The sequence below is a fragment of the Acidovorax sp. 106 genome, assembly GCF_003663825.1.
Classification (GTDB): Bacteria; Pseudomonadota; Gammaproteobacteria; order Burkholderiales; family Burkholderiaceae_C; genus Acidovorax.
In genome coordinates, this window is record NZ_RCCC01000001.1 from 4084999 (window position 1) to 4107721 (window position 22723).

Consider the following 22723-nt stretch of genomic DNA (forward strand, 5'->3'; position numbering starts at 1 on the left):
GCGGTTTTGAGGAGAAATCTCGTGGGTATGGACAAAGGCCAACCGTATGCAACCGCCGATGCCGTGGCGGCCTACAGTGGCCACCCCTTGCTGCCTGCAGTCAGCCTGCCTCTGGATTGGGCCCAGGCCTCACGGGTGCACGATCTGGCCGATGGAATCACCCTGACTTGCTGGAGTGGCCAGCCAGCAAGCGATCTTCAGGTCAGCGCCAAAGGGCCTCCCATGTTCTGCATCGCAGTTTTGTTGGAGGGCAGCGCCAGCATGGCGCTCGATGGCGGGCCGATGCTGGAATTGCGCTCTGGCATGGCGGTGGTGCAAACCGCGGCACGGCCAGTGTCCGGCTGCTTTGCCATGCGTGGGGGACAGCCTAGTCGGTTGGTCGACATACGCTTTTCTCTAGAGGGGTTGCAGCGTGTGGGCGGCAAGCCCCTGGTGGCATTGCAAGGGCGGTTTTTGCAGGATTGCAGCCTGGTGCAGTCGCAGACGCTTTTGGGCGGTTTTCCTGCGCCGGCCGAGTTGCTGCGCGTGGCCACCGACATTCTGACCAGCGACTTTGGCGATGAGACGGTGTGCCGTCTGTACCTGCAGGCCAAGGCGTTAGAGGCGCTGGCGATTGTGCTTCAGACGGTGGGGCCGTCCGCCCCGACAGGCCGCATGGCCCGCGAGCGCACGCGCTTGCTGCAGGCGCGCCGCTTGATGGACGAGCGTTATGGTGAAGACTGGACGATTGCCAAGCTGGCCCGTGCTGTAGGGCTTGGCGAGAAGAAGCTGCAGGCTGGGTTTCGGGAAATGGCAGGGCGATCCGTGCATGAGCATTTGCGCGAAGTGCGCTTGGCCGCCGCCGCTGCGTTGCTGGCCGACGGTGTGAGCGTCACAGATACTGCCTTGACCACAGGCTTCACCAGCCTGAGCCACTTCAGCAAAGCATTCCGTGCTGCTCGTGGTGTTTTGCCCAGCCATTGGCGTCAGGTCCGCCATTGAGCGCGGCTCACAAAACGCAGCGTAGCGGCCACTGGCAGTGGGGGCTGCTTGTACTGCTGCGACTGCTTGCACAAACCGCAGCGCATTGCCCCATATTGCAAAACGAGTAGGAAAATGCTGCTAAAACCAATATAGATAAGCGCAGGCAGCTATCTAATCAGGAGCGATTGGGTGGCAATACTGCGCTGCTGGGTACGGCGGATTCAGGCAGCACCACGCAGTACCCCAGCGGCATGCCACGGTCTTTCACCACCCCCAGCAGCAGCACCCGGCGCAGGCTGGGCAGGTAGCGTATGGCGGTTTGCGGTGCTGTGTAGGCAGGGGTGTCCCTTAGCCGCTCAGTCAGTTGCAGGCTGCGGCCTGTGGGCTGGTGGGTGATGGTCAGTGTGCGGGTGCCGGTGTACACGTCCTGCTGGATGGTGCCCTCCGTGCCGTAGAAACCGCCACCCACCGTGCGCGTGCGTTTCTTGCCCTCAAACGTGGTGTGGATGCGCAGCACCCCGTCGATGCTGGTGCAGTCGTCGGTAAAGCCTGATGCGCAAGTCATGGGCAGCAATTCGCTGTGCTGCACCACGCGCACGTCGGGCGCTTTGACATCGGCCATGGGCACGTGGACGAGGCGGGCGCCACTGGCTGTGGCTTCCACGCGCCAGGCAGTGGCCAGCGGGTGGTCGTCAATGCCCAGGCGCGCTATGCCTATGCCAGCGGTGATCCAGTAGGCAGGCGGCTGTGCGCCGTTGTACAGCAGTGATGTGCTGGGCCAGGGCTGCAAGCGGCCTGGCTGCTGCTCTATCTCCAAGGCGCTCAGTGCCAGGGCGTTGGTCGGGCCAGGGGCCCACCGAAAGCCCTCTGGCAGTCCCGCTGCGTGGCCAAAGGCAGCGGGCAGCCCCACGGCCAGGCACAGCAGCCGGAGCAAGCGGCTCAACAGCCTGCCCACGGATCGCTTTGCAGTTCGGATCATTGGGGCGCCTTGGGCATGCGGCCCATCGCATAGAACTCGGGGTTGGGCATCATCCCGGCAAAGCTCGCCATGCGGTTGGAGAGGCCAAAGAACGCTGTGATGGCGGCAATGTCCCAGATGTCTTCGTCGTCAAAGCCGTGGGCGTGTAGCGTGCTGAAGTCGGCGTCTTCAATGGCATGCGACTGCTGGCACACCTTCATCGCAAAGTCGAGCATGGCGCGCTGGCGCGGGCTGATGTCGGCTTTGCGGTGGTTCACAGCCACTTGGTCGGCCACCAGCGGCTTCTTTTCGTAGATGCGCAAGATGGCGCCGTGCGCCACCACACAGTACAGGCACTGGTTGGCCGCGCTGGTGGTGGTGACGATCATCTCGCGCTCGCCTTTGGTCAGGCTGCCTTCTTCTTTGAGCATGAGCGCATCGTGGTACGCGAAGAAGGCCCGCCACTCGGCCGGTCGGCGTGCAAAGGCCAGGAACACGTTGGGGATGAAACCCGCCTTGTCTTGCACCGCCAAGATGCGGTCCTGGATGTCTTGCGGCAGGGTGTTCAGATCGGGATGCGGGTAGCGGGGGGATGTCACCGTTTGTCTCCTCAAAGTCTGTGCGGGGCCATGTCGGCACTTGCACAGCCATCATAGGGCGAAGGTGCCGCGCTCGCGTTGGACGAGGTCTGCCAACCCACCTGCGGTGCGATGATCCGTGCTCTGAATGCGCGGCGGGCGCGCGTTCGCACAGCCAGGGGTTGCCACTGCATGACTGACACTTTCCGCAAAGATTTTGACAAAGGGCTTGCCACGCGCAAGCAGGTGATGGGCGAGGACTTTGTAGCCAATGCCTTTGCCAATGCCACCGATTTCACGATGCCCATGCAGGAGTTCATCACCCGCAATGCCTGGGGCGATGTGTGGCAGCGCGAGGGGCTGGAGCTGAAGACCCGCAGCCTGATCACCGTCGCCTTGTTGACGGCATTGGGCAAGCAGCATGAGCTCAAGGGGCATGTGCGCGGCGCGTTGAACAACGGCGCCAGCGTGCAGGAGATCCAGGAGGTGCTGCTGCACGCCAGCATCTACTGCGGCGTGCCCGCTGCGGTCGACGCCTTTCGCTCGGCGGCTGAGGTGATTGACGGGCCCAAGCCGGGCTGAGGTTAAAACCCTGCGATAGGGCGGCGGGATCAATTGCCTGCCAGCAGCTTGTGCACCAGGTCGGCCGCCGTCGACGCGTTGTACTTGCGCATGAGCCGGGCACGGTAGATCTCCACCGTGCGGTGGCTGATTGCCAGCGTGCGGCCAATTTCCTTAGAGGTCAACCCCTCCAGCAGGCGCGCGGCCACCTCGCGCTCGCGGCCCGTGAGCTCAGCGCGCACGGGGCGTTGCGAGCTGAGGTCTTCAAAACTCCAGATGCCCGAGGCGTGGGGTTCGTCGCGGTTGAGTGCACGGCCCGACACATGGCACCAGAACAGCTCGCCGTTGGCCCGCTTCATCACGCGGTTGTCGGCGTAGTGGCCTTTGGCGTTCAGAATGGGGGCCATGTGTGCGCCCAGGCGCTCGTATTCGTCTGCACTGGGGTACAGCACCTGGAACGACTGGCCCATCAACACCTCGCGCGAGGCGCCAAACATCTCGCAGACGTGGCGATTGCAGTCCACCATGGTGCGGTTGCGAGACAGCACCAGCCCGACGGGGGCCATGTCAAAAGCCAAACGGTAGTCAACGTCCATGGTGTGTGCTGTGATCGGGGGGCAGTGCTTCACTGCGGGCAAATCTTTACGGGGTACTACTTACAAGGGTACGTAGTATCGTAGTGCATCCAATATTCGCAAGGAGATCGTGGTGAACAAGTTATTTCCCTCAGCGGCCAAGGCGCTGGAAGGCGTCGTAGCCGATGGCCAGTTGCTGGCCGTGGGTGGCTTTGGGCTGTGCGGCATCCCTGAAGCCCTGATAGACGCACTGCGCGACTCGGCGGTGAAGAACCTTACCGTCATCTCCAACAACGCCGGGGTGGACGGCTTTGGCCTGGGCAAGCTGCTCGAAACCCGGCAGATCAAGAAAATGATCTCGTCCTATGTGGGCGAGAACAAGGAGTTTGAGCGCCAGTACCTGGCGGGCGAGCTGGAGCTGGAGTTCACGCCCCAGGGCACGCTGGCCGAGAAGCTGCGCGCAGGCGGCGCGGGCATTCCAGCCTTCTTCACCAAGACTGGCGTGGGCACCATCGTGGCCGAGGGCAAGGAGCTGCGCGAGTTCGATGGCGAAACCTATGTGATGGAGCGCTCGCTGGTGCCGGATGTTTCGTTGGTCAAAGCCTGGCGTGCAGACAAGTCGGGCAACTTGCAGTTCCGCCTCACAGCGCGCAACTTCAACCCCGCAGCGGCCACGGCCGGCAAGATTTGCATCGTCGAGGTGGAAGAGGTGGTGGAAACCGGCGCCATGGCGCCCGACCAGGTCCATCTGCCTGGCATTTACGTGCACCGCATCGTGCACAACCCCACGCCCGAAAAGCGCATTGAGAAGCGCACCATCACTGACAAGGCTGGCGTCTGAGCGCGCTGCAGCACAACCGTACAGAACAAGCTGGAGAAATCACTATGTCGTGGAGTCAAGACCAAATGGCGGCCCGTGCCGCCCATGAGCTCGAAGACGGCTTTTACGTGAACCTGGGCATTGGCATTCCCACGTTGGTGGCCAACTTTGTGCCCGCTGACAAGGAGGTGTGGCTGCAGTCTGAAAACGGCATGCTGGGCATTGGCCCATTCCCTACCGAAGATGAAGTCGATGCCGACCTGATCAATGCGGGCAAGCAGACCGTCACCACCATCAAGGGCTCGTCCATTTTTGGCAGCGACCAGTCGTTTGCCATGATCCGTGGCGGCAAGATCAACTTGTCCATCCTGGGCGCCATGCAGGTCAGCGAAAAGGGCGACCTGGCCAACTGGATGATCCCCGGCAAGATGGTCAAAGGCATGGGCGGCGCCATGGACCTTGTGGCGGGTGTCAAGCGCGTGATCGTGCTCATGGAGCATGTGGCGCGCAAGAAAGACGGCACCGAAGACATGAAGATCCTGCCCAGCTGCACCTTGCCCCTGACGGGTGTGGGCGTGGTGGACCGCATCATCACTGACCTGGGCGTGATGGACGTGACACCTGAAGGACTGAAGTTGGTGGAACTGGCGCCAGGGGTGAGCTTCGAGCAGATCCAGTCCAAGACGGGCGTGACCTTGCTGCGCTGACGTCGCGCACCGCTGCGCACTGCCTCAAGGGGCCGACTGCCAGAAATGGCCGTCGGCCCTTGTTGTTTGGGCCGTTTCTTTTCATTACGGCTGGGGGGGGGGGGCACGGGCATGCGAATGAAGGACATTCTGGTTTGCATCAGCGCGCTGTTCACCAAGCCGTGACAATTGCTTGCATGCAAACCGCGCCCCAAGAAACCACCCAACGCACCTTGCGCTTTATGGCGCTGGCCGCTTTTACCAGCATGGCCTCCATGCGCGTGTGCGACCCCATGCTGCCCGCCTTGTCGCAGGAGTTCAATGTCAGCACGGGCGATGCCTCGGCGGTGATTGCAGCCTTTGCCGTGGCCTACGGGTTGCTGCAGTTGTTTTATGGCCCCCTGGGCGACCGGCTGGGCAAGACCCGGGTGGTGATTGGGGCCACATCGGCGTGTGCATTGTTCAGTGCCATCACGGCGCTGGCACCTAACCTGACGGCGCTGGTGGTATCGCGTGGGGCCATGGGGGCCTCAGCGGCAGGCATCATTCCGCTGAGCATGGCCTGGATTGGTGACCAGGTGCCTTACGAGCAGCGCCAGGAGACCCTGGCGGGGCTGATGGTGGCGACTGTCTCCGGGATGATGGCGGGCCAGTGGTTTGGTGGCTTTGCTGTGGAGGCATTGGGTTGGCGCGCAGCGTTTGCAGTGCTGTCGCTGCTGTTTGCCGTGGCTGCCGCGCTGCTGTGGCGGCAGGTGAGTGCAGTGGCTGCCCAAGCGCCTGTCGACGCCGGGCCGCAAGCGGTGCCTTTTTCGCTGCGCACCTATCTCTTCAATACCCGCCAATTGCTCGCCATGCCCCGCGTACGCTGGGTGCTCACCGTGGTCACTATCGAGGGCGCCTTGGCCTTTGGCACGCTGGCGTTTGTGCCCAGCCGCATGGTCGAGGGGTTTGGCTTGTCGGCTGCAGCGGCCGGGGGCGTGATGGTGCTGTATGGCATTGGCGGCTTGCTCTACAGCCTGTTTGCCCGGCGCTGGCTGGCCTTGCTGGGTGAGCACGGGCTGGCCATGTTAGGGGCCTCGGCCATTGCCTGCGGCTTGCTGCTGCTGGCCTGGTCGCCCGTGGTGGCGTGGGCGGTGGTGGGTTGCTTCTTTGCGGGCCTGGGCTTTTACATGCTGCACAACACCTTGCAGACCCAGGCCACGCAAATGGCCCCCCACGCCCGAGGCATGGCCGTGACCTTGTTCGCATGCCTGTTGTTCCTGGGGCAGTCGTGCGGGGTGTTTTTGGTGGCGTTGAGTGTGGACCGGGGCTGGCTGGTGCCGGTGTTCACGGCCGCCGCCCTGGGCGTGGTGGCGCTGGGGGCGGTGATTGGCCGGTCGCTGCACCGAGCGCGCGCGATGGACGCAGCAGGGGCCTCGTCGGCCAAATAACCTGCGTGTCTTATGACGTAATTTTTTGATGGTTTGATTTTTTATAGCAAAGCAATACAGTTCAGCCCCTGACCCAACTATCCAGCGCCGCTGCGGGTCACCCACCCGGGCGGCGCGCTTTGTTTGCATGATTGAATTACGGGGCATTACCCAGACATACAAGGGCCCACAAGGCCCGGTGGAGGCCTTGCGAGGCATTGACCTGCACATCACACCCGGCGAGGTGTTTGGCATCATCGGGCGCAGTGGCGCGGGCAAAAGCTCGCTGGTGCGCGTCATCAATTTACTCAACCGGCCCACGCGCGGTGAAGTCATCGTCAACGGGCGCGACCTGACGAAGTTGAGCGACGCCCAGTTGCGCGAAGCGCGCCGAGACATCGGCATGGTGTTCCAGCACTTCAACTTGCTGTCGTCGCGCACCGTGTACGACAACGTGGCCCTGCCGCTGGAGCTGGCGGGCATGGACAAAGCCGCCATCCGCGAGCGGGTGAGCCCGCTGCTGGAGCTGGTGGGCCTGGCCGCCCTGGCCGACCGCTACCCCGCCCAGATCAGCGGCGGACAAAAGCAGCGCGTGGGCATTGCTCGGGCCCTGGCCAGCCGCCCCAAGGTGCTGCTCAGCGACGAAGCCACTTCGGCGCTAGACCCCGAAACCACCCGTTCGATTCTGGACCTGCTGCGCCAGGTGAACCGTGAGCTTGGCCTCACCGTGGTGCTCATCACGCACCAGATGCAGGTCATCAAACAGGTGGCCGACCGCGTGGCGGTGATCGAGGCCGGCCAGATCGTTGAGCAGGGCCGTGTGCTCGATGTCTTCACCCAGCCCCAGCAGGCCATCACCAAGAGCCTGATCGACGAAATCCTGCCGCAAGAGCTGCCCGCCAGCGTGCTGCAGCATGTGCGCCACCTGGCAGGCCAGTTGCGCACCACGGCGCCGGGGCATGTGGGCCAGTTGCTGCGCTTGTCTTACGCGGGCGACAGCGCCTACCAGCCGGTGCTCTCGCGCATGGTGCGCGAGTACGGCGTGGACATGAGCATCCTGCACGGACAGGTGGACGAGATTCAGGACCAGACTTTTGGGTCGCTGGCGCTGTACGCCACGGGCGAGCCTGCGCGTCTGAGCGGTGCGGTAGAGCACTTGCGCGCCAACGGCGTGCAGGTGCAAGTGGTTGAGAGCGGGGGTTAAAAGCGATGTTTGCCAATTTCACAGAAGCGATGCTGGAGCTGTTTGTCACCTCGCTGTGGGAGACCCTCATCATGGTGGGTATCTCGGGCCTGGTAGGGGCCTTGCTGGGCGTGCCGCTGGGCGTGTTCTTGCGCCTGACCGACCATGGCGGTGTGCTGCAAAACGGCCCGGTCAACAAGCTGGTGGGCTGGCTGGTCAATGCCGTGCGCTCCACCCCTTTCATCATCTTGCTCGTGGCCATCATTCCGCTGACACGGTTTGTGACGGGTTCGTCCATCGGCACCGCTGCTGCGGTGGTGCCGCTCACCATTGCGGCCGCGCCGTTCGTGGCCCGCCTGGTTGAGGCCGCCCTGCGCGAGGTGGACCATGGGCTGGTCGAGGCCGCCCAGGCCATGGGCGCCACTACCAGCCAGATTGTCTGGAAGGTGCTGCTGCCTGAAGCGCTGCCCGGCATCGTGGCGGGCCTGACCATCACGTTCGTGAGCCTGACGGGCTACTCCGCCATGGCAGGCGCCATTGGCGGTGGTGGCCTGGGCGACCTCGGTATCCGCTATGGCTACCAGCGCTTCTTGCCCGAAATCATGCTGGCCGTGGTGCTGGTGCTGATCTTCTTTGTGCAGGCAGTGCAAAGTCTGGGCGACTGGGCGGTGCGCAAGCTGAGCCATCGCTGAGGACTGCCTGCGACGAATTCACAGGGCAATCGCATCTAAAACGGTCTCCTGTGCCTGAGCGAAACGCCAGCGTTTGACGACTGCCCAAGCGCTGTTTTCGATGAGCCTGCTCGCCCACCTGCAAAGCATCCCCGATCCCCGTATTGACCGCACACGCTGCCACGATCTGCAAGCGATCCTGGCCATAGCGCTGTGTGCCACCCTCGCAGGTGCAGACAACTGTTTAGAAATGGCAGAGTTTGGCGAGCAGCACCAGCAGTGGCTTGCCCGCTTTGTCTCCTTGCCCTGTGGCATCCCCTCACACGACACCTTCGCGCGGGTGCTACGTCTGCTTGATGCGCAACAATTGGAGAGCGCCTGCCAACAATGGCTGCGCCAGGTCGCAGGCCAGGTGCAGGGCACGGTGGCCATTGATGGAAAGAGTGTGCGCGGCAGTCGCAAGGGCGATGCGCCCAGGGCGCTGCACATGGTCAGCGCCTGGGCCGCCGACATGGGATTGCTACTGGGCCAGTGCAAGGTCGATGGCAAGAGCAACGAGATCACAGCCATCCCCGAGCTGCTGCGCCTGCTGCATCTGAAGGGCTGCATCGTCACCATTGATGCCATTGGCTGCCAAAAAATAATAGCCGAGCAACTGCATACGCATGGTGCGGACTACGTTTTGAGTCTCAAGGCCAATCAGCGACACATGCACGCCGTGGTGCAAAAGCACTTTGGGACACCAGACGGCGATGTCCCTGGCAAAGACAACACCTACGCCGAGTGCTTTACGGGCCATGGGCGCCAGGAGCATCGCAGCTACAAGGTCAGCCCCATCCCCCAAGCGCTGGCGCGAGCGGCAGCGCATTGGCCTGGACTTGCCAGCGTGGTGCAGGTGGTGCGCCAGCGCCAGCAGGCAGACAAACCTGCCAGCAATGAGGTCAGCTACTACCTGAGCAGTCTGCCCGCGCACACGCCAGCGCATGTGGTGGCACGCAGCATCCGAGCGCACTGGAGTGTGGAGAACCAGTTGCACTGGAGCCTGGACGTAGCCATGCGCGAGGATGCCTCGCAGTCCTACAAAGATCAGGGGCCACACAACCTGAGCCTGCTGCGGCGCATGGCGCTGCAGATGCTCAAGAGCGACTCATCGGTGAAGATCGGCGTGCAAGCTAAGCGCAAGCGCGCTGGCTGGAATCTGGCTTACTTGGAGCAGCTATTGGGCATCTCTGATTAGATGCGATTGCCCTGGACGAATTCACTGGTTGCTACGGTTTTGATAGCTGCCAGCGCCTGTTATGCAAGCGCTGGCAGCTATTTTTGTTTGTAGTGTCTGATGAGGCTGAAGGTTGACCCTGCGCCCTTTACCTGTGCGGCGCAGGCGTGGAAGAATGGGCGCTATGACATACACGACCTACTGCGCTCCAAGTCCGTCCCCAGGGGCCGCAAGGCAAGCCCGCACCGCCTGGCCCTTGTTGGTGTTTGGTGCATGGGGCCTGGGCGTTGGATGGCCCACCGCTGAGGCCCTGGCCCAAAGCCCTGCAGAGCCTGCGCCGGGCATGGTGGCGTCACCCGATGGCAGCTTTGTGGTGGACGAACGCATGCGCCTGGCTTGGGCCCGGTGTGTGGAGGGCATGGAGTGGAATGGCAAAACCTGCACCGGCACGCCCCTGATGCTGGACCGTGCCCAGGCCCGTGCCCGCGCCACCGAGCGCTGGAAGGCCGAAGGGCTGGACTGGCGCCTGCCTCGGGCCCCTGAGCTGCAACGCCTGGTGAACAAAGCGGCCCAGCCACCCGCGGTGGATGCGGCCTTGTTCCCCGCAACGCCGCCCGAGTGGCACTGGACATCGACCACCGATGTGAAAGCCGGACAGGCGAACCAGTACACCTACAGCAACACGATGCAGAACCGCTCAGGCCAGGGCGAAGGCCAGATGTCTTACTTGCATGGCTGGGCTGTGCACATGCGCACGGGCGAGGCACGCAAGGACGTGGGCAAAGACTCCAAGCTGCCCGTGCGCTTGGTGCGCACCTGGGTGGCGCCTTAGAACCTGTTCTTGGCCCTGTGTCAGTGCTGCACGCCTGGGTGCAATGGGGCGGGCGCCGTTGCGGGCGCAGGGGCCACGCGTTCGAGCACATGGCGCGCCATGCTTTGGGCCAGTGCTTCGTCGCGCACCACCACGGTGCCAATGCCGTCTGCGCGCAGCAGGGCTGATTCTTCTTCGCTGTGGCTGCGCACCACAATCTCGATGCCCGGGTTCAAGGCCCTGGCCGTTTCGGCCATCTGGCGCACATGCAGGGTGTCTGGAATGGCGATGACCAGCACGGCAGCATTGGCGATGTGGGCCTGGATGAGCACCTCGGGTTCGGCCGCGTTGCCTGACACGGCGGCCAGGCCCGCATTGCGCAAAGACTCCACCAGCTCCCGGTTCTGCTCGGCCACTACATAGGGCACGCCTTCGGCCCCCAGCGCCTTGGCAATGCTGCGGCCCACCTGGCCGTAGCCCACCAGCACCACCTGGCCCTTGAGGTATTTGCGTTCGGTGCTCATGGGCAATTCGGCGTAGGGGTCTTCGCGCCGGTCCAGTCTGCGCGCCAGCTCTGAGCGTTTGAGCAGCCACGCCTGCAGCGGAGCAATGGCGGCAAACAGCAGGGGGTTGAGCGCAATCGAAATCAGCGCCCCGGCTAGCACCAGGCTCATGCCCACGGCAGGCAGCAAGCCCAGCGCGACCCCCAGCCCCGCCAGGATGAATGAGAACTCGCCAATCTGCGCCAGGCTGGCCGCCACCGTCAGGGCGGTGTTGAGCGGGTAGCGAAACGACAGCACCAGCGCCAGCGCCGCCAGCGACTTGCCCAGCATGATGATGGCCACCACGCCCAGCACCGGCAGGGGCTGCTGCACCAGCACCATGGGGTCAAACAGCATGCCCACCGACACGAAGAACAGCACCGAAAACGCATCGCGCAGCGGCAGCGACTCTTGCGCTGCGCGGTGGCTCAGCGAGGATTCGCGCATCACCGTGCCCGCAAAAAATGCCCCCAGCGCAAACGACACACTGAACAGCGCCGACGCCCCGTAGGCAATGCCAATGGCGGCGGCAACGACCGACAGCGTGAACAGCTCGCGCGAGCCCGTCTTGACCACCTGCCACAGCAACCAGGGCAGCACCCTGCGGCCCACCAGTAGCATCAGCGCAATGAAGGCGGCCACTTGCAGCAGGGTCTGGCCCAGTGCCATCCACAGCGGGCGCGCGTCTTCAGCCTGCGGGGCGGTGCCGCCCAGCAGGCCCGCCAGCGGGGGCATCAGCACCAGCACCAGCACGCAGGCCAGGTCTTCCACCACCAGCCAGCCCACGGCAATGCGCCCGTTCATCGAGTCCAGCACGCCGCGCACTTCCAGCGCCTTGAGCAGCACCACCGTGCTCGCGCACGAGAGCGACAGACCAAAAATCAGGCCACTGCCCAGGCTCCAGCCCATCCACCAAGCCATGGCCATGCCCAACAACGTGGCCACGCTCATCTGCACCACGGCCCCCGGCACCGCCAGCCTGCGCACCGACAGCAGATCGCCCAGCGAAAAGTGCAGCCCTACGCCAAACATCAGCAGCATCACCCCAATCTCGGACAACTGCGAGGCAATGTGCGCATCGGCCACAAAGCCCGGCGTGGCCGGTCCAATCAAAATGCCCGCCAGCAGGTACCCCACCAGCGCGGGCAAGCGCAGTTTTTCGGCAATGAAACCAAAGACCAGCGCACCGCCGAAGCCCGCGGCAATGGTGGTGATGAGGGTGAGGTTGTGGTCCATGCCGGGCGTGTGTTGGATTGGGCTCGGTTGTAAAAGGGTGGGGCGATAGCAGCCTTGGCCAAGGCTGAAGTTCAGCCGCGCGGGCTTTTACTGGTCGCATTGCAGTATCAGGCAAACCCGCAGGCTCACCAACCTGGCTTACCCACAAGGGGCCGTGGCGCAAGGGCTTTGGCAAACAGGGGGCAGCGTGCCCGGCCCGCCTTTGGGGAAAACACCCACCCCACTGGGGAGCCGCTCAGCTGGCAGGTGGCGCCATACTTGGCAGCAAAGCGTGTCTGAAATGGGCCTGCCCATGTGGCCGCGCAATGCACCTCAACCCAGGAGACCACACCGCCATGACCCTGCCGTTTCACCCCCTTGATGCCGACTTGTTTGCCCGTGCCCAGCCCTTGCTGGACGATGAATGGCTGACGCAGGACGCTGAGCTGGCCCCGGTGCTGCCCACCGTGCTGGCCCGCAACGTGGGACAAGACTGGCACAAGGCGGGCACGTTCAGGCACCACTTGGTGGGCGTAACGCGCTCGCTCACCGTGTGGCAGCAGCCGCGCGATGTGCGCATGCTGGGGCTGCTGCACAGCGTGTATGGCAATGCCTTTGTAGACCTGGTTAAGTTCGACCCCGCCAGCGAGCGGGCCCGCCTGCGGGAGCTGGTGGGCGAGTCGGCCGAGCATTTGGTGTATTTGTTCTGCACCCAGTCGCGCACGCAGTTTGTGCAAAAGGTGCTGGGCCACGCGCTGGAGGCCGACGGTGGCCTGCTGCTCGACAAAGACGGCGCTCAGCACCGCCTGAGCCCCTACGAAGTGGCCGCCTTCATCATCGTGAGCATGGCCGACACCATCGAGCAGTGGTTCAGCTGGCAAGACGACATCTACTCGCGCTTTCCGCACGTGCAGCACCGCCCGCAGGCCGTGCACTGGGCGGCATCGCTGTGGCCCGGGCCCATGCGGCCCACGGGGCGCATGGTGCACCAGATCAACGGGCTGGCCAAAGCCCTGCAGCACCCAGGGCTCAAAGACTTGCTGCCCATGCCACCGGTGTTTGCGCACTGCAGCCAATACCTGTCTGCCGCCAACGAGGCGGCGGCCGCGTCGCTGTACTGGTCCGTCATCCAGCAAGACCAGCCCCTGGTGGACCTGGACGTGGCCACCGGCGTGCTGGAGAGCGCTGTGCGCCACAACCCCTGGGTGGGCGAGCCGCAAATGGTGCTGGCGCAGCTTTACCTGGCGGCCGGGCGGCAGGACGATGCCAAGGCGGCTGCCACCAGCGCCTTGCACCTGTTCAGCGCCTGGGGCAATTCGTGGGACAAGCGCGTGCAGTGGGACGCCTGGGTGGCCTGGACGCGCATCCTTTTGCAAGCCGCCAACGGCGGCCCTTGGCCCGAGCGGCTGGACAAGCTCAACAACGTGGCGCTGCGCAGTGGCGCATGAATCTCTATATATGCTTTAGCGGCTAAGATAATTAAAACTTATTCTTTTGAGTTTTAACTGAAGCTGCGTACGATCTGAAACATCTTAATTTGAAAGGTGTTTCTGTGTACAAGCGTTCTTTGCTGCAATCTGCCCTCGCATTGGCCCTGGCTGCCGGTTTTGTGACAGGCGCCTCGGCCCAGGACAAGCCTGTGAAGATTGGCGTGACCGGCGGCCCCCACGCGCAGATTTTTGAAGTGGTGAAGAAGGTTGCTGAAAAAGACGGCCTGAAGATCCAGGTCATTGAGTTCAGCGACTACGTGCAGCCCAACGCAGCCTTGGCTGCAGGCGACTTGGACGCCAACAGCTACCAGCACAAGCCCTACCTGGACCAGCAAGTCAAAGACCGTGGCTACAAGTTCGTCTCTGCGGGCTACACCGTCAACTTCCCCATCGGCATCTACTCCAAAAAGGTCAAGAGCCTGGACGAGTTGAAGTCGGGCGCCAAGTTTGGGATCCCCAACGACCCTACCAACGGCGGCCGCGTGCTGCTGGTGCTGCAAGAGAAGGGCCTGATCAAGCTGCGCCCCGAAGCGGGCCTGAAGGCCACGCCCCTGGACGTGACCGACAACCCCAAGAAAATCAAGTTCGTGGAGCTGGACGCTGCCCAACTGCCCCGTTCGCTGGACGATCTGGACGCCTCGGCCATCAACACCAACTTCGCCCTGTCTGCCGGCCTGAACCCTGGCAAGGACGCCATTGCCCAAGAAGGCGCCAAGAGCCCTTACGTCAACCTGATCGCTGTGCGCGAGGCCGATAAGGACAAGCCTTGGGTGGGCAAGCTGGTCAAGGCCTACCACTCGGAAGAAGTGCGCAAGTTCATCCAGACCGAGTTCAAGGGCGCTGTGATCCCTGGCTTCTAATCCGCTGGGTGGCTCGCACCCATCTGGAAAGCAAAGCGGGCTTCGGCCCGCTTTTTTTATGGGCGTGCGGGCAGCCAGCCGTGGGGCTTGGCTTGCTCCAGTGAAAACCCGGACATCGTCATCATGTAAGCTTATGTAAACGCATGGCTTAACCTGAATGGAGAGCTGTTTGCCGATGCAGATGCGGATGCCCCAAGCTGAGAAGTGGCTGGTTGCTGGCTGTACAGCCCTGACGGTAGGGCTGTTCGCCGCTGCATTGCTGGCATCTGACCGTGCCGCCCAGGTTTTTTTCGATAACGCCAGCTGGACGCTGGCGTTTTTGCTTTCGGCCTTTTTGGCGTGGCGGGGCAGGGTGCAGGCGTCGGTGGTGGACCACAGCTTGCACAACGGGTTGCTGTTGGGCGCTTTGCTGATTTTGGCGGGGCAGTTGATGTGGAATGTGCAGGTGGCCACGGACTGGAACCCGTTCCCTTCGCCTGCCGATGCTTTATTTTTGGCAGCAGGGCCTGTGTGGGCACTGACGGTGATGCGCGTGACCTTTCAGCGCATTGCGCCGGACCGGGTGTACCCCACTTCTTTGGATTTTGGAGGCGCTGTACTGGCCCTGCTGGCTGTCACGCTGGTGGTCTATGTTCCCAGTGGCGAGCTGAAATCTGCACTCGTTGGCGCTGTGATGGTGCTGTATCCCGTGAGCTTTCTCACTGCAGCCAGTGTCACAGCGCTGGCAGTGCCCAGCGTGGGGGTGCGCTGGCGGCTCTCGCATGGGCTCATCATTGCGGGCATGGTGTGCTACGGGCTCAGCTGGATGCACTGGAACCTGCTGGCATTGCATGGCGAGCTGGCGCCGGGCAGCTGGTTCAACGGTTTGTTCTCGCTGGCTGCGCTGGCCTTGGGCTGGGGCTCGCGGTATTTTCAGGCCGAGTTGAGCAATGATGCAGCGTACCGCCACCGCTGCGAGCAAGTGGTGAACCTGGTGCCCCTGGCCACCATGCTGATGGCCAGCGCAACGCTGTGGCTGCTGTTTACGGCGGCAGGCGCGCGCAGCGTGGTCTACGCCTTGATTTTGGGGTGCTGCCTGTTGGTGCTGGTGCTGGCGGCCCTGCGCCAGGCCATCGTGGTGAGCTTGCTCGAACGTTTGCGCATGGCCGAGGCGGCCATTTTGCGCAACGAAGAGCAGCTCTATCACGTAGCCCACTTCGACACACTGACGGGCTTGCCCAACCGCCGTTACTTTGAAGACGCGCTCGATCAGGCCGTGCAACTGGCGGTGCAGCAGGGCCCCCAGAGCGGGCAGTGCGTGGCGGTGCTGCTGCTGGACCTGGACCATTTCAACAACGTCAACGAAACCTTTGGTCACCGCACGGGCGACAAGCTGCTGGTGGAGGCGGCCAAGCGCATTGCCGATCACCTGCAGGGGCGGGGCTTTCTGGCGCGGCTGGGCGAGGACGAGTTCATGGTCATGCTCGCGCGCTCGCACACCCGCAACGAGGTCGCGCAGCTGGCCGCTTCGCTGGTCGAGAGCTTCATGCAGCCCTGGCAGCTGCCGGGCGTGGGCGCGCAGTTTGTGGGGGCCAGCATTGGCATCAGCCTGTTCCCTGACGATGCACCTGATGCGGCAACCCTGGTGCGCAACGCACACACGGCTTTGAATGCCATCAAAGATGCAGGGCGCGGTACTTACCGCTTTTACATCGACGAGTTCACCCGACAGGCACAGGGCCGCCAGGCGTTGCGTCGCCGTTTGCACCAGGCGCTGCAGGCTGGTGAGCTGAGCCTCGAGTACCAGCCGCAGGTAGGCAGGCGCCAGCAACTGGTGGGGGTGGAGGCGCTGATGCGTTGGCGCCTGGACGGGCGCATGGTGCCGCCCGATGAGTTCATCCCCATTGCCGAGGCCAGTGGCCTCATCGTGCCGCTGGGGCGCTGGGTGTTTGAGACCGCCTGCCGCCAGGCCGCTGTGTGGGACGCTGCGGGCTTCGTGGTGCCAGTGATATCGGTGAACATCTCCACCATCCAGCTGCGCGAGCCGCAGTTTGCCCAGTCGCTGCTGGCCTTGGTGCATGAGGCCGGGCGCGCACCCGCTGATTTCGTGCTGGAGATCACCGAGTCAGAACTGTTGGACGAATCCCTGTATGCCGCCGCCGTGGATTTGCGGCACATGGGGTTTGCTTTGTCGATTGACGACTTTGGCACCGGCCATTCATCGCTCATCAAGCTCAAGCGCTTGCCCGTGGGGGAGCTGAAGATCGACAAGGCGTTTGTCAGCGACATCTGTGAAGACGCCAACGACCGCGAAATTTGTGCCACGGTGCACGCCCTGGCCCGCACCCTGCAACTGGAGGTCGTGGCCGAGGGCGTGGAGACGCAGGCGCAGTTTGACCTACTGGTGGGCATGGGCTGCCACCGGTTTCAGGGGTGGTTGTTTGCCAAAGCCTTGCCGCCCGAGGCGTTGCAGGCGCAGTGGTTGCAACGTGCCGGAGCCCAGCAGCCCCCACGGGGGGATGAGCACGATGCGATAGATGCCTGTATTTGAAGGTTTTGATCAAAATTGCCCCTGGCGCTTGCAGGTAAAGCGCTAGCAGCTATTGTTTTGATAGCGTTTGCATGGCGGTTTCTGCGCCCGCCTATCGGCTCAGGTCCGGCCCACCACCTGCTGCCTGCCACGTGACTTGGCCTCGTACACCAGCGCATCGGCGCGTGCCAGCAGGGCGCTGGTGCTTTCCCCAGCCCGGTAGGCCGTGACACCGAAGCTGGCGCTGATGGTCAGCGGCGGCACGCTGCCCCCGGCAGGGCGTGCCACGCGTGCCGACTCCAGGGGCTGCTCGGGCAGGCTGCGGCACAGGCGTTGCGCGGTGGCCATGGCGGCGTCCAGCTCGGTCTCGGGCAGCACCACCACAAACTCTTCGCCACCATAGCGGGCCACCCAGTCCACCCCATGGCGCAGGCTGGCGCTGACATGGCTGGCAGCATTGCGCAGCACCTCGTCGCCTAGGGCATGGCCATGGGTGTCGTTGAACTGCTTGAAGCGGTCGATGTCCATGAAGATCACCGACAAAGCCCGGCCATAGCGCTGGGCACGGTCGATTTCTGCGGGCAGCCTGTCTTGCAGCGCGCGCCGGTTGAAGGTGCCTGTGAGCCCATCGGTGACAGACAGGTGGCGAATCTCTTCCAGCAGCCGCTCCAGCTGCTCGGTGCGCTCGGCCACCAGGTCATCAAGGTTGTGGATGTGCTCTTGCAGCGCTGTCTGTAGCTTGATGACGCCAGCCTCGAGCTGATCGATTTCATCGCTGTGCGCCTGGGGTGGGCGGTTCAGCCGCAGCGGAGTGGTCAGGTGGCGGGGGCAAACGTCGCTGGCAAATTCGGCCACGGTAGACAGCGGTTTTTGCAGCAGTTGTTTGAGCATGAAGGCAATCAGTGCGCAAATGCCCGCGGTGAGCAGGCTGTAGCCCAGCAAAATGCGCAGCCCCTCGGTACGCAGCCCTTGCCACAGGTAATCAGGGTTGCCGGTAAGCTCCAACACCCCGAGCGCTGACGCACCCTGGACAGGTTGGGGCGACGGGATGGCAATCTGCCGCGACACCCCCTGGGCGAGCAGGGCGGGGTTGCCTGCCTCGAAGCGCTGGCCACCCGCTGCTTGCAGGCGTGCGTAGCCAATCTCTGGCTTCTGGGTAATGCGCTGCAGTTGCGCGGCAATGGCCTGGGTTTCTATGTCCCACAGCGCCACAGCCAGCAGCGGCACGCTGGTGTTGGCCACATCGTTGATCGCCATTTCAAACTGCTTTTGGTGCTGGGCGCGCAGCAGCCAGCTTTGCACGCTAAACACCAGCAACATGCACAGCACCGCCAGCACGATGGTGCGGCGGATGAGCACACTGGCAATGGAGCGGAACGGGCGCTGGGGCATATGGGGCATCAAAGCAGCTGGGCAAAGCCGAACTGGTAGCGTTGAACGGTGGGGTTGAGCACCTTGCTGTAGGGGCGCACGTCCAGCCGATCAAACCCCTGGCCAAAGCGCTGCTGGTAGCGGCGCGCCATGGCCGGGGTGAACAGCGTGAACATGGGGCGCTCCAACTCCAGCCCCTCGCTCGCAAAGTCGCGGCCATGGTGGTAGTCGTACAGCATCACCAGCGCCCAGGCGCCTGCGATGAAATGGCCACCCGCCAGCGCCGCCAGTTGGCCGCTGTGCAGGCTTTGTAGCGCTTGCAGTGAGGTGTTGACCGAGCTGAACCAGACGGTGCTGCCCGGCTGGCCAGCGCCAGCGGCGGCGAGTGCATCCATGGCGCCAAAGGCCATCAGGTCGCTGCCGGTCCACACCAGCCGGGCCTGGGGGTGGCGATGCAGCAGCCAGCCCATTTGCTCTTGCGCCTTGGCGCGTGACCAGCCCGCGTACACAGTTTGCTGCAGCACCACATCGGGGGCTTGCCGCACAGCGCGCTGCATGCCCTCGTTGCGCTGGATGGATGAGTTGGTGGATCGGTCTCCGGCAATGGCCAGCAGGTGCAGCTTGCCGTCAGGCCCGTGGGCGCGCATGGCGCGGCCCTTGGCAATCAACGCTTGGGCGGTGAGGTAGCCTGCGTCTTGCGCGCGGGGCTCGAGCGAGCCGATCCAGTCCTTGAACTGCTCCCGTGGGCCTCCGTATTGCACGCGCTCTGGGGTGGTGAGCGTGCTGAACGCCATGAAGCTGCGAATGCCCGTCCCGTCAAAAATGCGCAGCAGCTCTGGGCCCGTGCCGTAGTCGTTGGTCAGGATCACATAGTCCGGCCGCTGCGCGGCGGGGCGTGCGGCGATGGCTTTGGCGATGGTGAACGTGCTCAGGTGCTGGCGCTCGGCAAACTGTTCTTCCAGTCGGATGCCCAGGCTGCGCGATGCGGCGTGCATGGATTCACTCACCGTGCGCCAGAAAGGCTCGTCTTTCTTGCCCGGATTGATGAACGCAATCGTTTGCGCTTGCGCCCACAGCGGCATGCAGCACATGCAGCACAGCAGCCATCGACGCAGAAAAAAACAAGCCAATCTCAAGTCCCAGAAGGGCTACCAGGACGCCTTTGCAGCCGTTGACGGGCCAAAGCACCTTGGGTCGCCCTGAAAACTACACGCTAAAAAGCCAAAGTGCCTAGAGCGTGTCATACCGAATTTACATTAATGCACAAATGTCTCGGCTTGGGTCAGCCGTTGGGCAGACTTGAAGATTGTTTGCAATCCTGCAGTGGGCGCAAAAAACCCCGGTTTCCTGGGCACGCATGGTGCGTATCCAAGGAAGCCGGGGCTTCAGAGCGCCGTGCGCAGGGGGGGCACTGCGCGCAGTCTCGGGCCGATCAGGCGGCGGTGTGCGTGCTGATCTGCTGGGCCGCAGCGGCCAACGCCTGGGCCTTGGCGTCAGGGCCCATAGAGACGCCTTCAGCACGCACAAAGCGTACATCGGTTACGCCAAAGAAACCCATCACGGTTTGCAGGTAGCTTTCCTGGTGTTCCATGGCACGGCCACCTTCGCTGGTGGAATACACACCGCCACGGGCCGAGGCAATGATCACGGTCTTGCCCTTGGCCAGGCCTTCGGGGCCGTTGGCGCCGTACTTGAAGGTGCGGCCGGGCTGGGCGAGGCGGTCGATCCAGGCCTTGAGTTGGGTGGGGATGCCGAAGTTGTAGAACGGGGCGCCAATCACCACCACGTCTGCCGCCAGGAACTGGCTCACCAGTTGTTCGGACACGGCGTTTTCGCGCAATTGGGCTTCGCTCAGGCCATCGGTCTGGCCGGTGCGGGGGGCCATGGCGTCCATGGTGAAGTGGTTGGGGGCGCTGGCCACCAGGTCCAGGTAGCTCACCTGGGTGCCGGGGTGGTTGGCCTTCCAAGCATCCACCACCTGGGCTGTGAGTTGGCGAGAAACCGAGGCGGCGCCGGCGATAGACGAGTCGATGTGAAGCAATTGCATGGTGTTTTCCGTGATGTCGATGGTGGATGCCGCCAGACTTTGCGGCCATGGGTGAATTGTGATGGGGCTCACAAAGATTGATAAGCTGCCGCAAATGCGATAGATTGTTCTAAAAATGGAACAATCGGAGTGAATGCATTGGGGCTGTGCCCGTGACTTTGCAAGCCGCAATACATGCTCCCTGCGCTTGATTTCTGCGCTTCTCAACCCTTGTGGACGGCTGGCCCATGCAAGACTTGAACGACATGCTGTACTTTGCCGAGGTGGTCGAGCGCGGTGGCTTTGCGGCCGCCGGGCGGGCCCTGGGCATCCCCAAGTCGCGCCTTTCGCGCCGGGTGTCTGATCTGGAAGCCCACCTGGGCGTGCGCCTGCTGCAGCGCACCACGCGCAAGCTCTCGCTGACCGAGGTGGGTGAGGCCTATTTGCGGCACTGCCAGGCCATGCGCGAATCGGCCCAGGCTGCAGCTGACACCGTGGCCCAGGTGCAAACCGAACCGCGTGGCACGGTGCGCGTGAGCTGCCCCGTCACGCTGGCCCAAACCGTGTTGGCCGAGCTGATGCCCGCGTTCTTGGCGCAGCACCCGCTGGTGCGGGTGGAGATGCAGGTGAGCAACCGGGCGGTGAATGTGGTGGAGGAGGGGATCGACGTGGCGTTGCGGGTGCGGCCTTCGCTGGAGGACAGTGCCAGCATGGTCGTCAAACGGCTGGACCGGGCTACGCAGGTGCTGGTGGCCAGCCCGGATTTGCTGATCCGCCAAGGCACCCCTCAAACCCTGGAGGACCTCGCCCGCATTGACAGCATTGCCATGTCCGCCCCCGACGGGCGCGCCACCTGGAGCCTGATTGGCCCCGGCGGGGTGCACCAGGTGGTGCACTACACACCGCGCTATGTGGCCGACGATTTGCTCACGCTCAAGTTTGCTGCGCTGGCAGGCACGGGCATTTGCTGGCTGCCCGACTACATGTGCCAGGAGGAAATGCGCGAGCGCCGCCTGGTGCGCGTGCTGCCCGATTGGGCGCCACCGCCGGCCATCGTGCACGCGGTGTTTGCCTCGCGCAGAGGCTTATCGCCTGCCGTGCGGCGCTTTCTGGACTACCTGGGCGAGACCATGCCAGGGCGCAACAGCCTGACCACCCGCGCCGATTTGCAGGGGCTGGAGGGCGCTGGCATTTGAATGGTGGACTGCACCCGCCGGGTGATTTGGGCCATGTCAAGCGAATGATTGCCAGCCTTGTTCTGGGTCTGATTGCGTGGCGTGGGGCTGTTTTGGCGGCACAATGCAACCAATTGAAACCGTATCGAAGGGCGTCTCCATGTCCGCTTCGGTGTCTGCGCGCCAACCTGCCGTGACCTCTCATTTGATCGACCAAGACATCCAGAAGGCCCGGGCGCATCCCAGCGTGCGGGCGATTGTGATTCCTCCCTGCCCCGAGTCACTGGTGCGCCTGCAAGAGATCATTGCGGCGTCCGAGCTGGATTCGGCCGCTATGGAGCAGTTGGCGTCTTCGGACGTCGCCATGGCTGCCGCCTTGATCCGCACCGCCAACAGCCCCCTTTATGCGCTGGCGCAACCCGTGCAAACCGTGGGCATGGCCCTGACGGTGTTGGGCCTGCAACCCTCGGTAGAGCTGTTATCTGCCTTCATCACCCGCAACGCACTGCATGTGCGCACGCCGCTGCTGGAGCATTTTTGGGAAAGCTCGCAGCGCAAGGCCATTGCCTGCGAGCACATTGGCCGCCAGCTCTACAGCTTTGATCCAGGGCTGGGCTACAGCTTTGGGCTGTTTTGCCATGTGGGTATGCCTGTGCTGGTGAAGGCTGTGCGAGGCTACGCCGGCACCGTGACCGAAGCTCTGGCCCGCAAAGACCGCACCTTCACCCAGACAGAGAACGCCTCCCACCGCACCGATCATGCGGTGATGGGCGCCATCGTGGCGCGCACCTGGCACCTGCCGCCCGAGGTGGCGCAGGCCATTTGGTTGCACCACGACTTTGCCTGCCTGAACGATGAGCGGTTTGACGCCACCGTGCGGCACTTGGTCGCCCTCGGCTTGCTGGCCGAGTTCTTGGTCAACCACCACGAAAACCTCTCGCCCACGCGCGAGTGGCAGCAACATGGCCAAGCCTGCATGGAGCACCTGCACGTCACGCAGGACGAGTTGGACCACTGGATTGACGAGCTGTACGCCGCCTTTGAAGGCGTGATGCAGTAGCCGCTTCGCCCCCCTTGCTTGGCAGGCATGGACGGCGCGTTCGC

General features: G+C 63.5%; 21 protein-coding genes. 14 read left to right on the forward strand and 7 right to left on the reverse strand.

Annotated features, from left to right (window positions below; all coding sequences use genetic code 11):
• The first annotated feature begins 27 nt into the window (after positions 1-27).
• Positions 28-981, forward strand: coding sequence for an AraC family transcriptional regulator (locus C8C98_RS17975; protein WP_121455398.1), 954 nt, complete (start codon positions 28-30; stop codon positions 979-981).
• Between the two features lie 157 nt (positions 982-1138).
• Here the strand turns inward: C8C98_RS17975 and C8C98_RS17980 are convergent, their stop codons facing one another.
• Both C8C98_RS17980 and C8C98_RS17985 read right to left on the reverse strand, forming a co-directional pair.
• Positions 1139-1906, reverse strand: a complete 768-nt coding sequence (locus C8C98_RS17980) for a hypothetical protein (RefSeq protein ID WP_199726611.1) — start codon at positions 1904-1906, stop codon at positions 1139-1141.
• Between the two features lie 32 nt (positions 1907-1938).
• Positions 1939-2520, reverse strand: a complete 582-nt coding sequence (locus C8C98_RS17985) for a peroxidase-related enzyme (RefSeq protein WP_121455399.1) — start codon at positions 2518-2520, stop codon at positions 1939-1941.
• A gap of 171 nt (positions 2521-2691) precedes the next feature.
• On the opposite strand from C8C98_RS17985, the gene C8C98_RS17990 reads away from it, so the two are divergent.
• Positions 2692-3081, forward strand: coding sequence for a carboxymuconolactone decarboxylase family protein (locus C8C98_RS17990; RefSeq protein WP_121455400.1), 390 nt, complete (start codon positions 2692-2694; stop codon positions 3079-3081).
• A gap of 29 nt (positions 3082-3110) precedes the next feature.
• Here C8C98_RS17990 and C8C98_RS17995 read toward each other — a convergent pair whose 3' ends face one another.
• Positions 3111-3656, reverse strand: a complete 546-nt coding sequence (locus C8C98_RS17995) for a PAS and helix-turn-helix domain-containing protein (RefSeq protein ID WP_099655317.1) — start codon at positions 3654-3656, stop codon at positions 3111-3113.
• 112 nt (positions 3657-3768) lie between these two features.
• Here C8C98_RS17995 and C8C98_RS18000 point away from each other — a divergent pair, with 112 nt between their 5' ends.
• The 7 genes from C8C98_RS18000 (at position 3769) to C8C98_RS18030 (ending at position 10452) form a co-directional block, all read left to right on the forward strand.
• On the forward strand, positions 3769-4476 hold the full coding sequence (locus C8C98_RS18000) for a CoA transferase subunit A (RefSeq protein WP_121456362.1): 708 nt from the start codon (positions 3769-3771) through the stop codon (positions 4474-4476).
• A gap of 44 nt (positions 4477-4520) precedes the next feature.
• Entirely contained in the window at positions 4521-5162 is a 642-nt protein-coding gene (locus C8C98_RS18005) for a CoA transferase subunit B (RefSeq protein ID WP_099655319.1), read from the forward strand.
• Positions 5163-5338: 176 nt separating this feature from the next.
• Positions 5339-6571: an MFS transporter gene (locus C8C98_RS18010; RefSeq protein WP_121455401.1), complete on the forward strand. Its 1233-nt coding sequence runs from the start codon at positions 5339-5341 to the stop codon at positions 6569-6571.
• A gap of 127 nt (positions 6572-6698) precedes the next feature.
• Complete coding sequence (locus C8C98_RS18015; RefSeq protein WP_099655320.1) at positions 6699-7754, forward strand: methionine ABC transporter ATP-binding protein; 1056 nt, start codon at positions 6699-6701, stop codon at positions 7752-7754.
• Positions 7755-7759: 5 nt separating this feature from the next.
• Positions 7760-8425, forward strand: coding sequence for a methionine ABC transporter permease (locus C8C98_RS18020; protein WP_121455402.1), 666 nt, complete (start codon positions 7760-7762; stop codon positions 8423-8425).
• Between the two features lie 100 nt (positions 8426-8525).
• Positions 8526-9641 carry an ISAs1 family transposase gene (locus C8C98_RS18025; protein ID WP_121455403.1) on the forward strand — a complete coding sequence of 372 codons (1116 nt, stop codon included), beginning with the start codon at positions 8526-8528 and terminating at the stop codon, positions 9639-9641.
• Between the two features lie 163 nt (positions 9642-9804).
• On the forward strand, positions 9805-10452 hold the full coding sequence (locus C8C98_RS18030; RefSeq protein ID WP_233574590.1) for a DUF1566 domain-containing protein: 648 nt from the start codon (positions 9805-9807) through the stop codon (positions 10450-10452).
• 20 nt (positions 10453-10472) lie between these two features.
• Here C8C98_RS18030 and ybaL read toward each other — a convergent pair whose 3' ends face one another.
• Positions 10473-12209, reverse strand: a complete 1737-nt coding sequence (ybaL, locus tag C8C98_RS18035) for a YbaL family putative K(+) efflux transporter (protein ID WP_121455404.1) — start codon at positions 12207-12209, stop codon at positions 10473-10475.
• 335 nt (positions 12210-12544) lie between these two features.
• Between ybaL and C8C98_RS18040 the strand changes: the two genes are divergently transcribed.
• The 3 genes from C8C98_RS18040 to C8C98_RS18050 all read left to right on the forward strand — a co-directional run bounded on the left by C8C98_RS18040 (position 12545) and on the right by C8C98_RS18050 (position 17068).
• On the forward strand, positions 12545-13636 hold the full coding sequence (locus C8C98_RS18040; RefSeq protein WP_099741034.1) for a DUF6817 domain-containing protein: 1092 nt from the start codon (positions 12545-12547) through the stop codon (positions 13634-13636).
• Between the two features lie 104 nt (positions 13637-13740).
• A complete protein-coding gene (locus C8C98_RS18045; RefSeq protein WP_121456364.1) occupies positions 13741-14538 on the forward strand; it encodes a MetQ/NlpA family ABC transporter substrate-binding protein in 798 nt (265 codons plus the stop codon).
• Positions 14539-14725: 187 nt separating this feature from the next.
• Positions 14726-17068, forward strand: a complete 2343-nt coding sequence (locus C8C98_RS18050) for a bifunctional diguanylate cyclase/phosphodiesterase (protein WP_121456365.1) — start codon at positions 14726-14728, stop codon at positions 17066-17068.
• Between the two features lie 99 nt (positions 17069-17167).
• On the opposite strand, the gene C8C98_RS18055 is transcribed toward C8C98_RS18050, so the two are convergent.
• From C8C98_RS18055 to C8C98_RS18065, 3 genes are all read right to left on the reverse strand, one after another.
• Positions 17168-18448 carry a sensor domain-containing diguanylate cyclase gene (locus C8C98_RS18055; protein WP_121455405.1) on the reverse strand — a complete coding sequence of 427 codons (1281 nt, stop codon included), beginning with the start codon at positions 18446-18448 and terminating at the stop codon, positions 17168-17170.
• Positions 18448-19500, reverse strand: coding sequence for an ABC transporter substrate-binding protein (locus C8C98_RS18060; RefSeq protein ID WP_233574591.1), 1053 nt, complete (start codon positions 19498-19500; stop codon positions 18448-18450). Before C8C98_RS18060 ends, C8C98_RS18055 begins: the two co-directional genes overlap by 1 nt.
• Before the next feature lie 350 nt (positions 19501-19850).
• Positions 19851-20465 (reverse strand): FMN-dependent NADH-azoreductase, encoded by a 615-nt coding sequence (locus tag C8C98_RS18065; RefSeq protein WP_121456366.1) that lies wholly within the window; start codon positions 20463-20465, stop codon positions 19851-19853.
• 227 nt (positions 20466-20692) lie between these two features.
• On the opposite strand from C8C98_RS18065, the gene C8C98_RS18070 reads away from it, so the two are divergent.
• Together C8C98_RS18070 and C8C98_RS18075 are read left to right on the forward strand one after the other, a co-directional pair.
• A complete protein-coding gene (locus C8C98_RS18070; RefSeq protein ID WP_121455407.1) occupies positions 20693-21640 on the forward strand; it encodes a LysR family transcriptional regulator in 948 nt (315 codons plus the stop codon).
• A 103-nt stretch (positions 21641-21743) separates the two neighbouring features.
• A complete protein-coding gene (locus tag C8C98_RS18075; protein ID WP_233574592.1) occupies positions 21744-22679 on the forward strand; it encodes an HDOD domain-containing protein in 936 nt (311 codons plus the stop codon).
• The last annotated feature ends 44 nt before the right edge of the window (positions 22680-22723 follow it).

Bases quoted from the DNA above. Each gene is read 5' to 3' on its own strand.
- C8C98_RS17975 (WP_121455398.1), top strand. From the start codon at position 28: ATGGACAAAGGCCAACCGTATGCAACCGCCGATGCCGTGGCGGCCTAC.
- C8C98_RS17990 (WP_121455400.1), top strand. From the start codon at position 2,692: ATGACTGACACTTTCCGCAAAGATTTTGACAAAGGGCTTGCCACGCGC.
- C8C98_RS17995 (WP_099655317.1), bottom strand. From the start codon at position 3,656: ATGGACGTTGACTACCGTTTGGCTTTTGACATGGCCCCCGTCGGGCTG.
- C8C98_RS18005 (WP_099655319.1), top strand. From the start codon at position 4,521: ATGTCGTGGAGTCAAGACCAAATGGCGGCCCGTGCCGCCCATGAGCTC.
- C8C98_RS18010 (WP_121455401.1), top strand. From the start codon at position 5,339: ATGCAAACCGCGCCCCAAGAAACCACCCAACGCACCTTGCGCTTTATG.
- C8C98_RS18015 (WP_099655320.1), top strand. From the start codon at position 6,699: ATGATTGAATTACGGGGCATTACCCAGACATACAAGGGCCCACAAGGC.
- C8C98_RS18020 (WP_121455402.1), top strand. From the start codon at position 7,760: ATGTTTGCCAATTTCACAGAAGCGATGCTGGAGCTGTTTGTCACCTCG.
- C8C98_RS18025 (WP_121455403.1), top strand. From the start codon at position 8,526: ATGAGCCTGCTCGCCCACCTGCAAAGCATCCCCGATCCCCGTATTGAC.
- C8C98_RS18030 (WP_233574590.1), top strand. From the start codon at position 9,805: ATGACATACACGACCTACTGCGCTCCAAGTCCGTCCCCAGGGGCCGCA.
- ybaL (WP_121455404.1), bottom strand. From the start codon at position 12,209: ATGGACCACAACCTCACCCTCATCACCACCATTGCCGCGGGCTTCGGC.
- C8C98_RS18040 (WP_099741034.1), top strand. From the start codon at position 12,545: ATGACCCTGCCGTTTCACCCCCTTGATGCCGACTTGTTTGCCCGTGCC.
- C8C98_RS18050 (WP_121456365.1), top strand. From the start codon at position 14,726: ATGCCCCAAGCTGAGAAGTGGCTGGTTGCTGGCTGTACAGCCCTGACG.
- C8C98_RS18055 (WP_121455405.1), bottom strand. From the start codon at position 18,448: ATGCCCCATATGCCCCAGCGCCCGTTCCGCTCCATTGCCAGTGTGCTC.
- C8C98_RS18060 (WP_233574591.1), bottom strand. From the start codon at position 19,500: ATGCCGCTGTGGGCGCAAGCGCAAACGATTGCGTTCATCAATCCGGGC.
- C8C98_RS18065 (WP_121456366.1), bottom strand. From the start codon at position 20,465: ATGCAATTGCTTCACATCGACTCGTCTATCGCCGGCGCCGCCTCGGTT.
- C8C98_RS18070 (WP_121455407.1), top strand. From the start codon at position 20,693: ATGCAAGACTTGAACGACATGCTGTACTTTGCCGAGGTGGTCGAGCGC.
- C8C98_RS18075 (WP_233574592.1), top strand. From the start codon at position 21,744: ATGCAACCAATTGAAACCGTATCGAAGGGCGTCTCCATGTCCGCTTCG.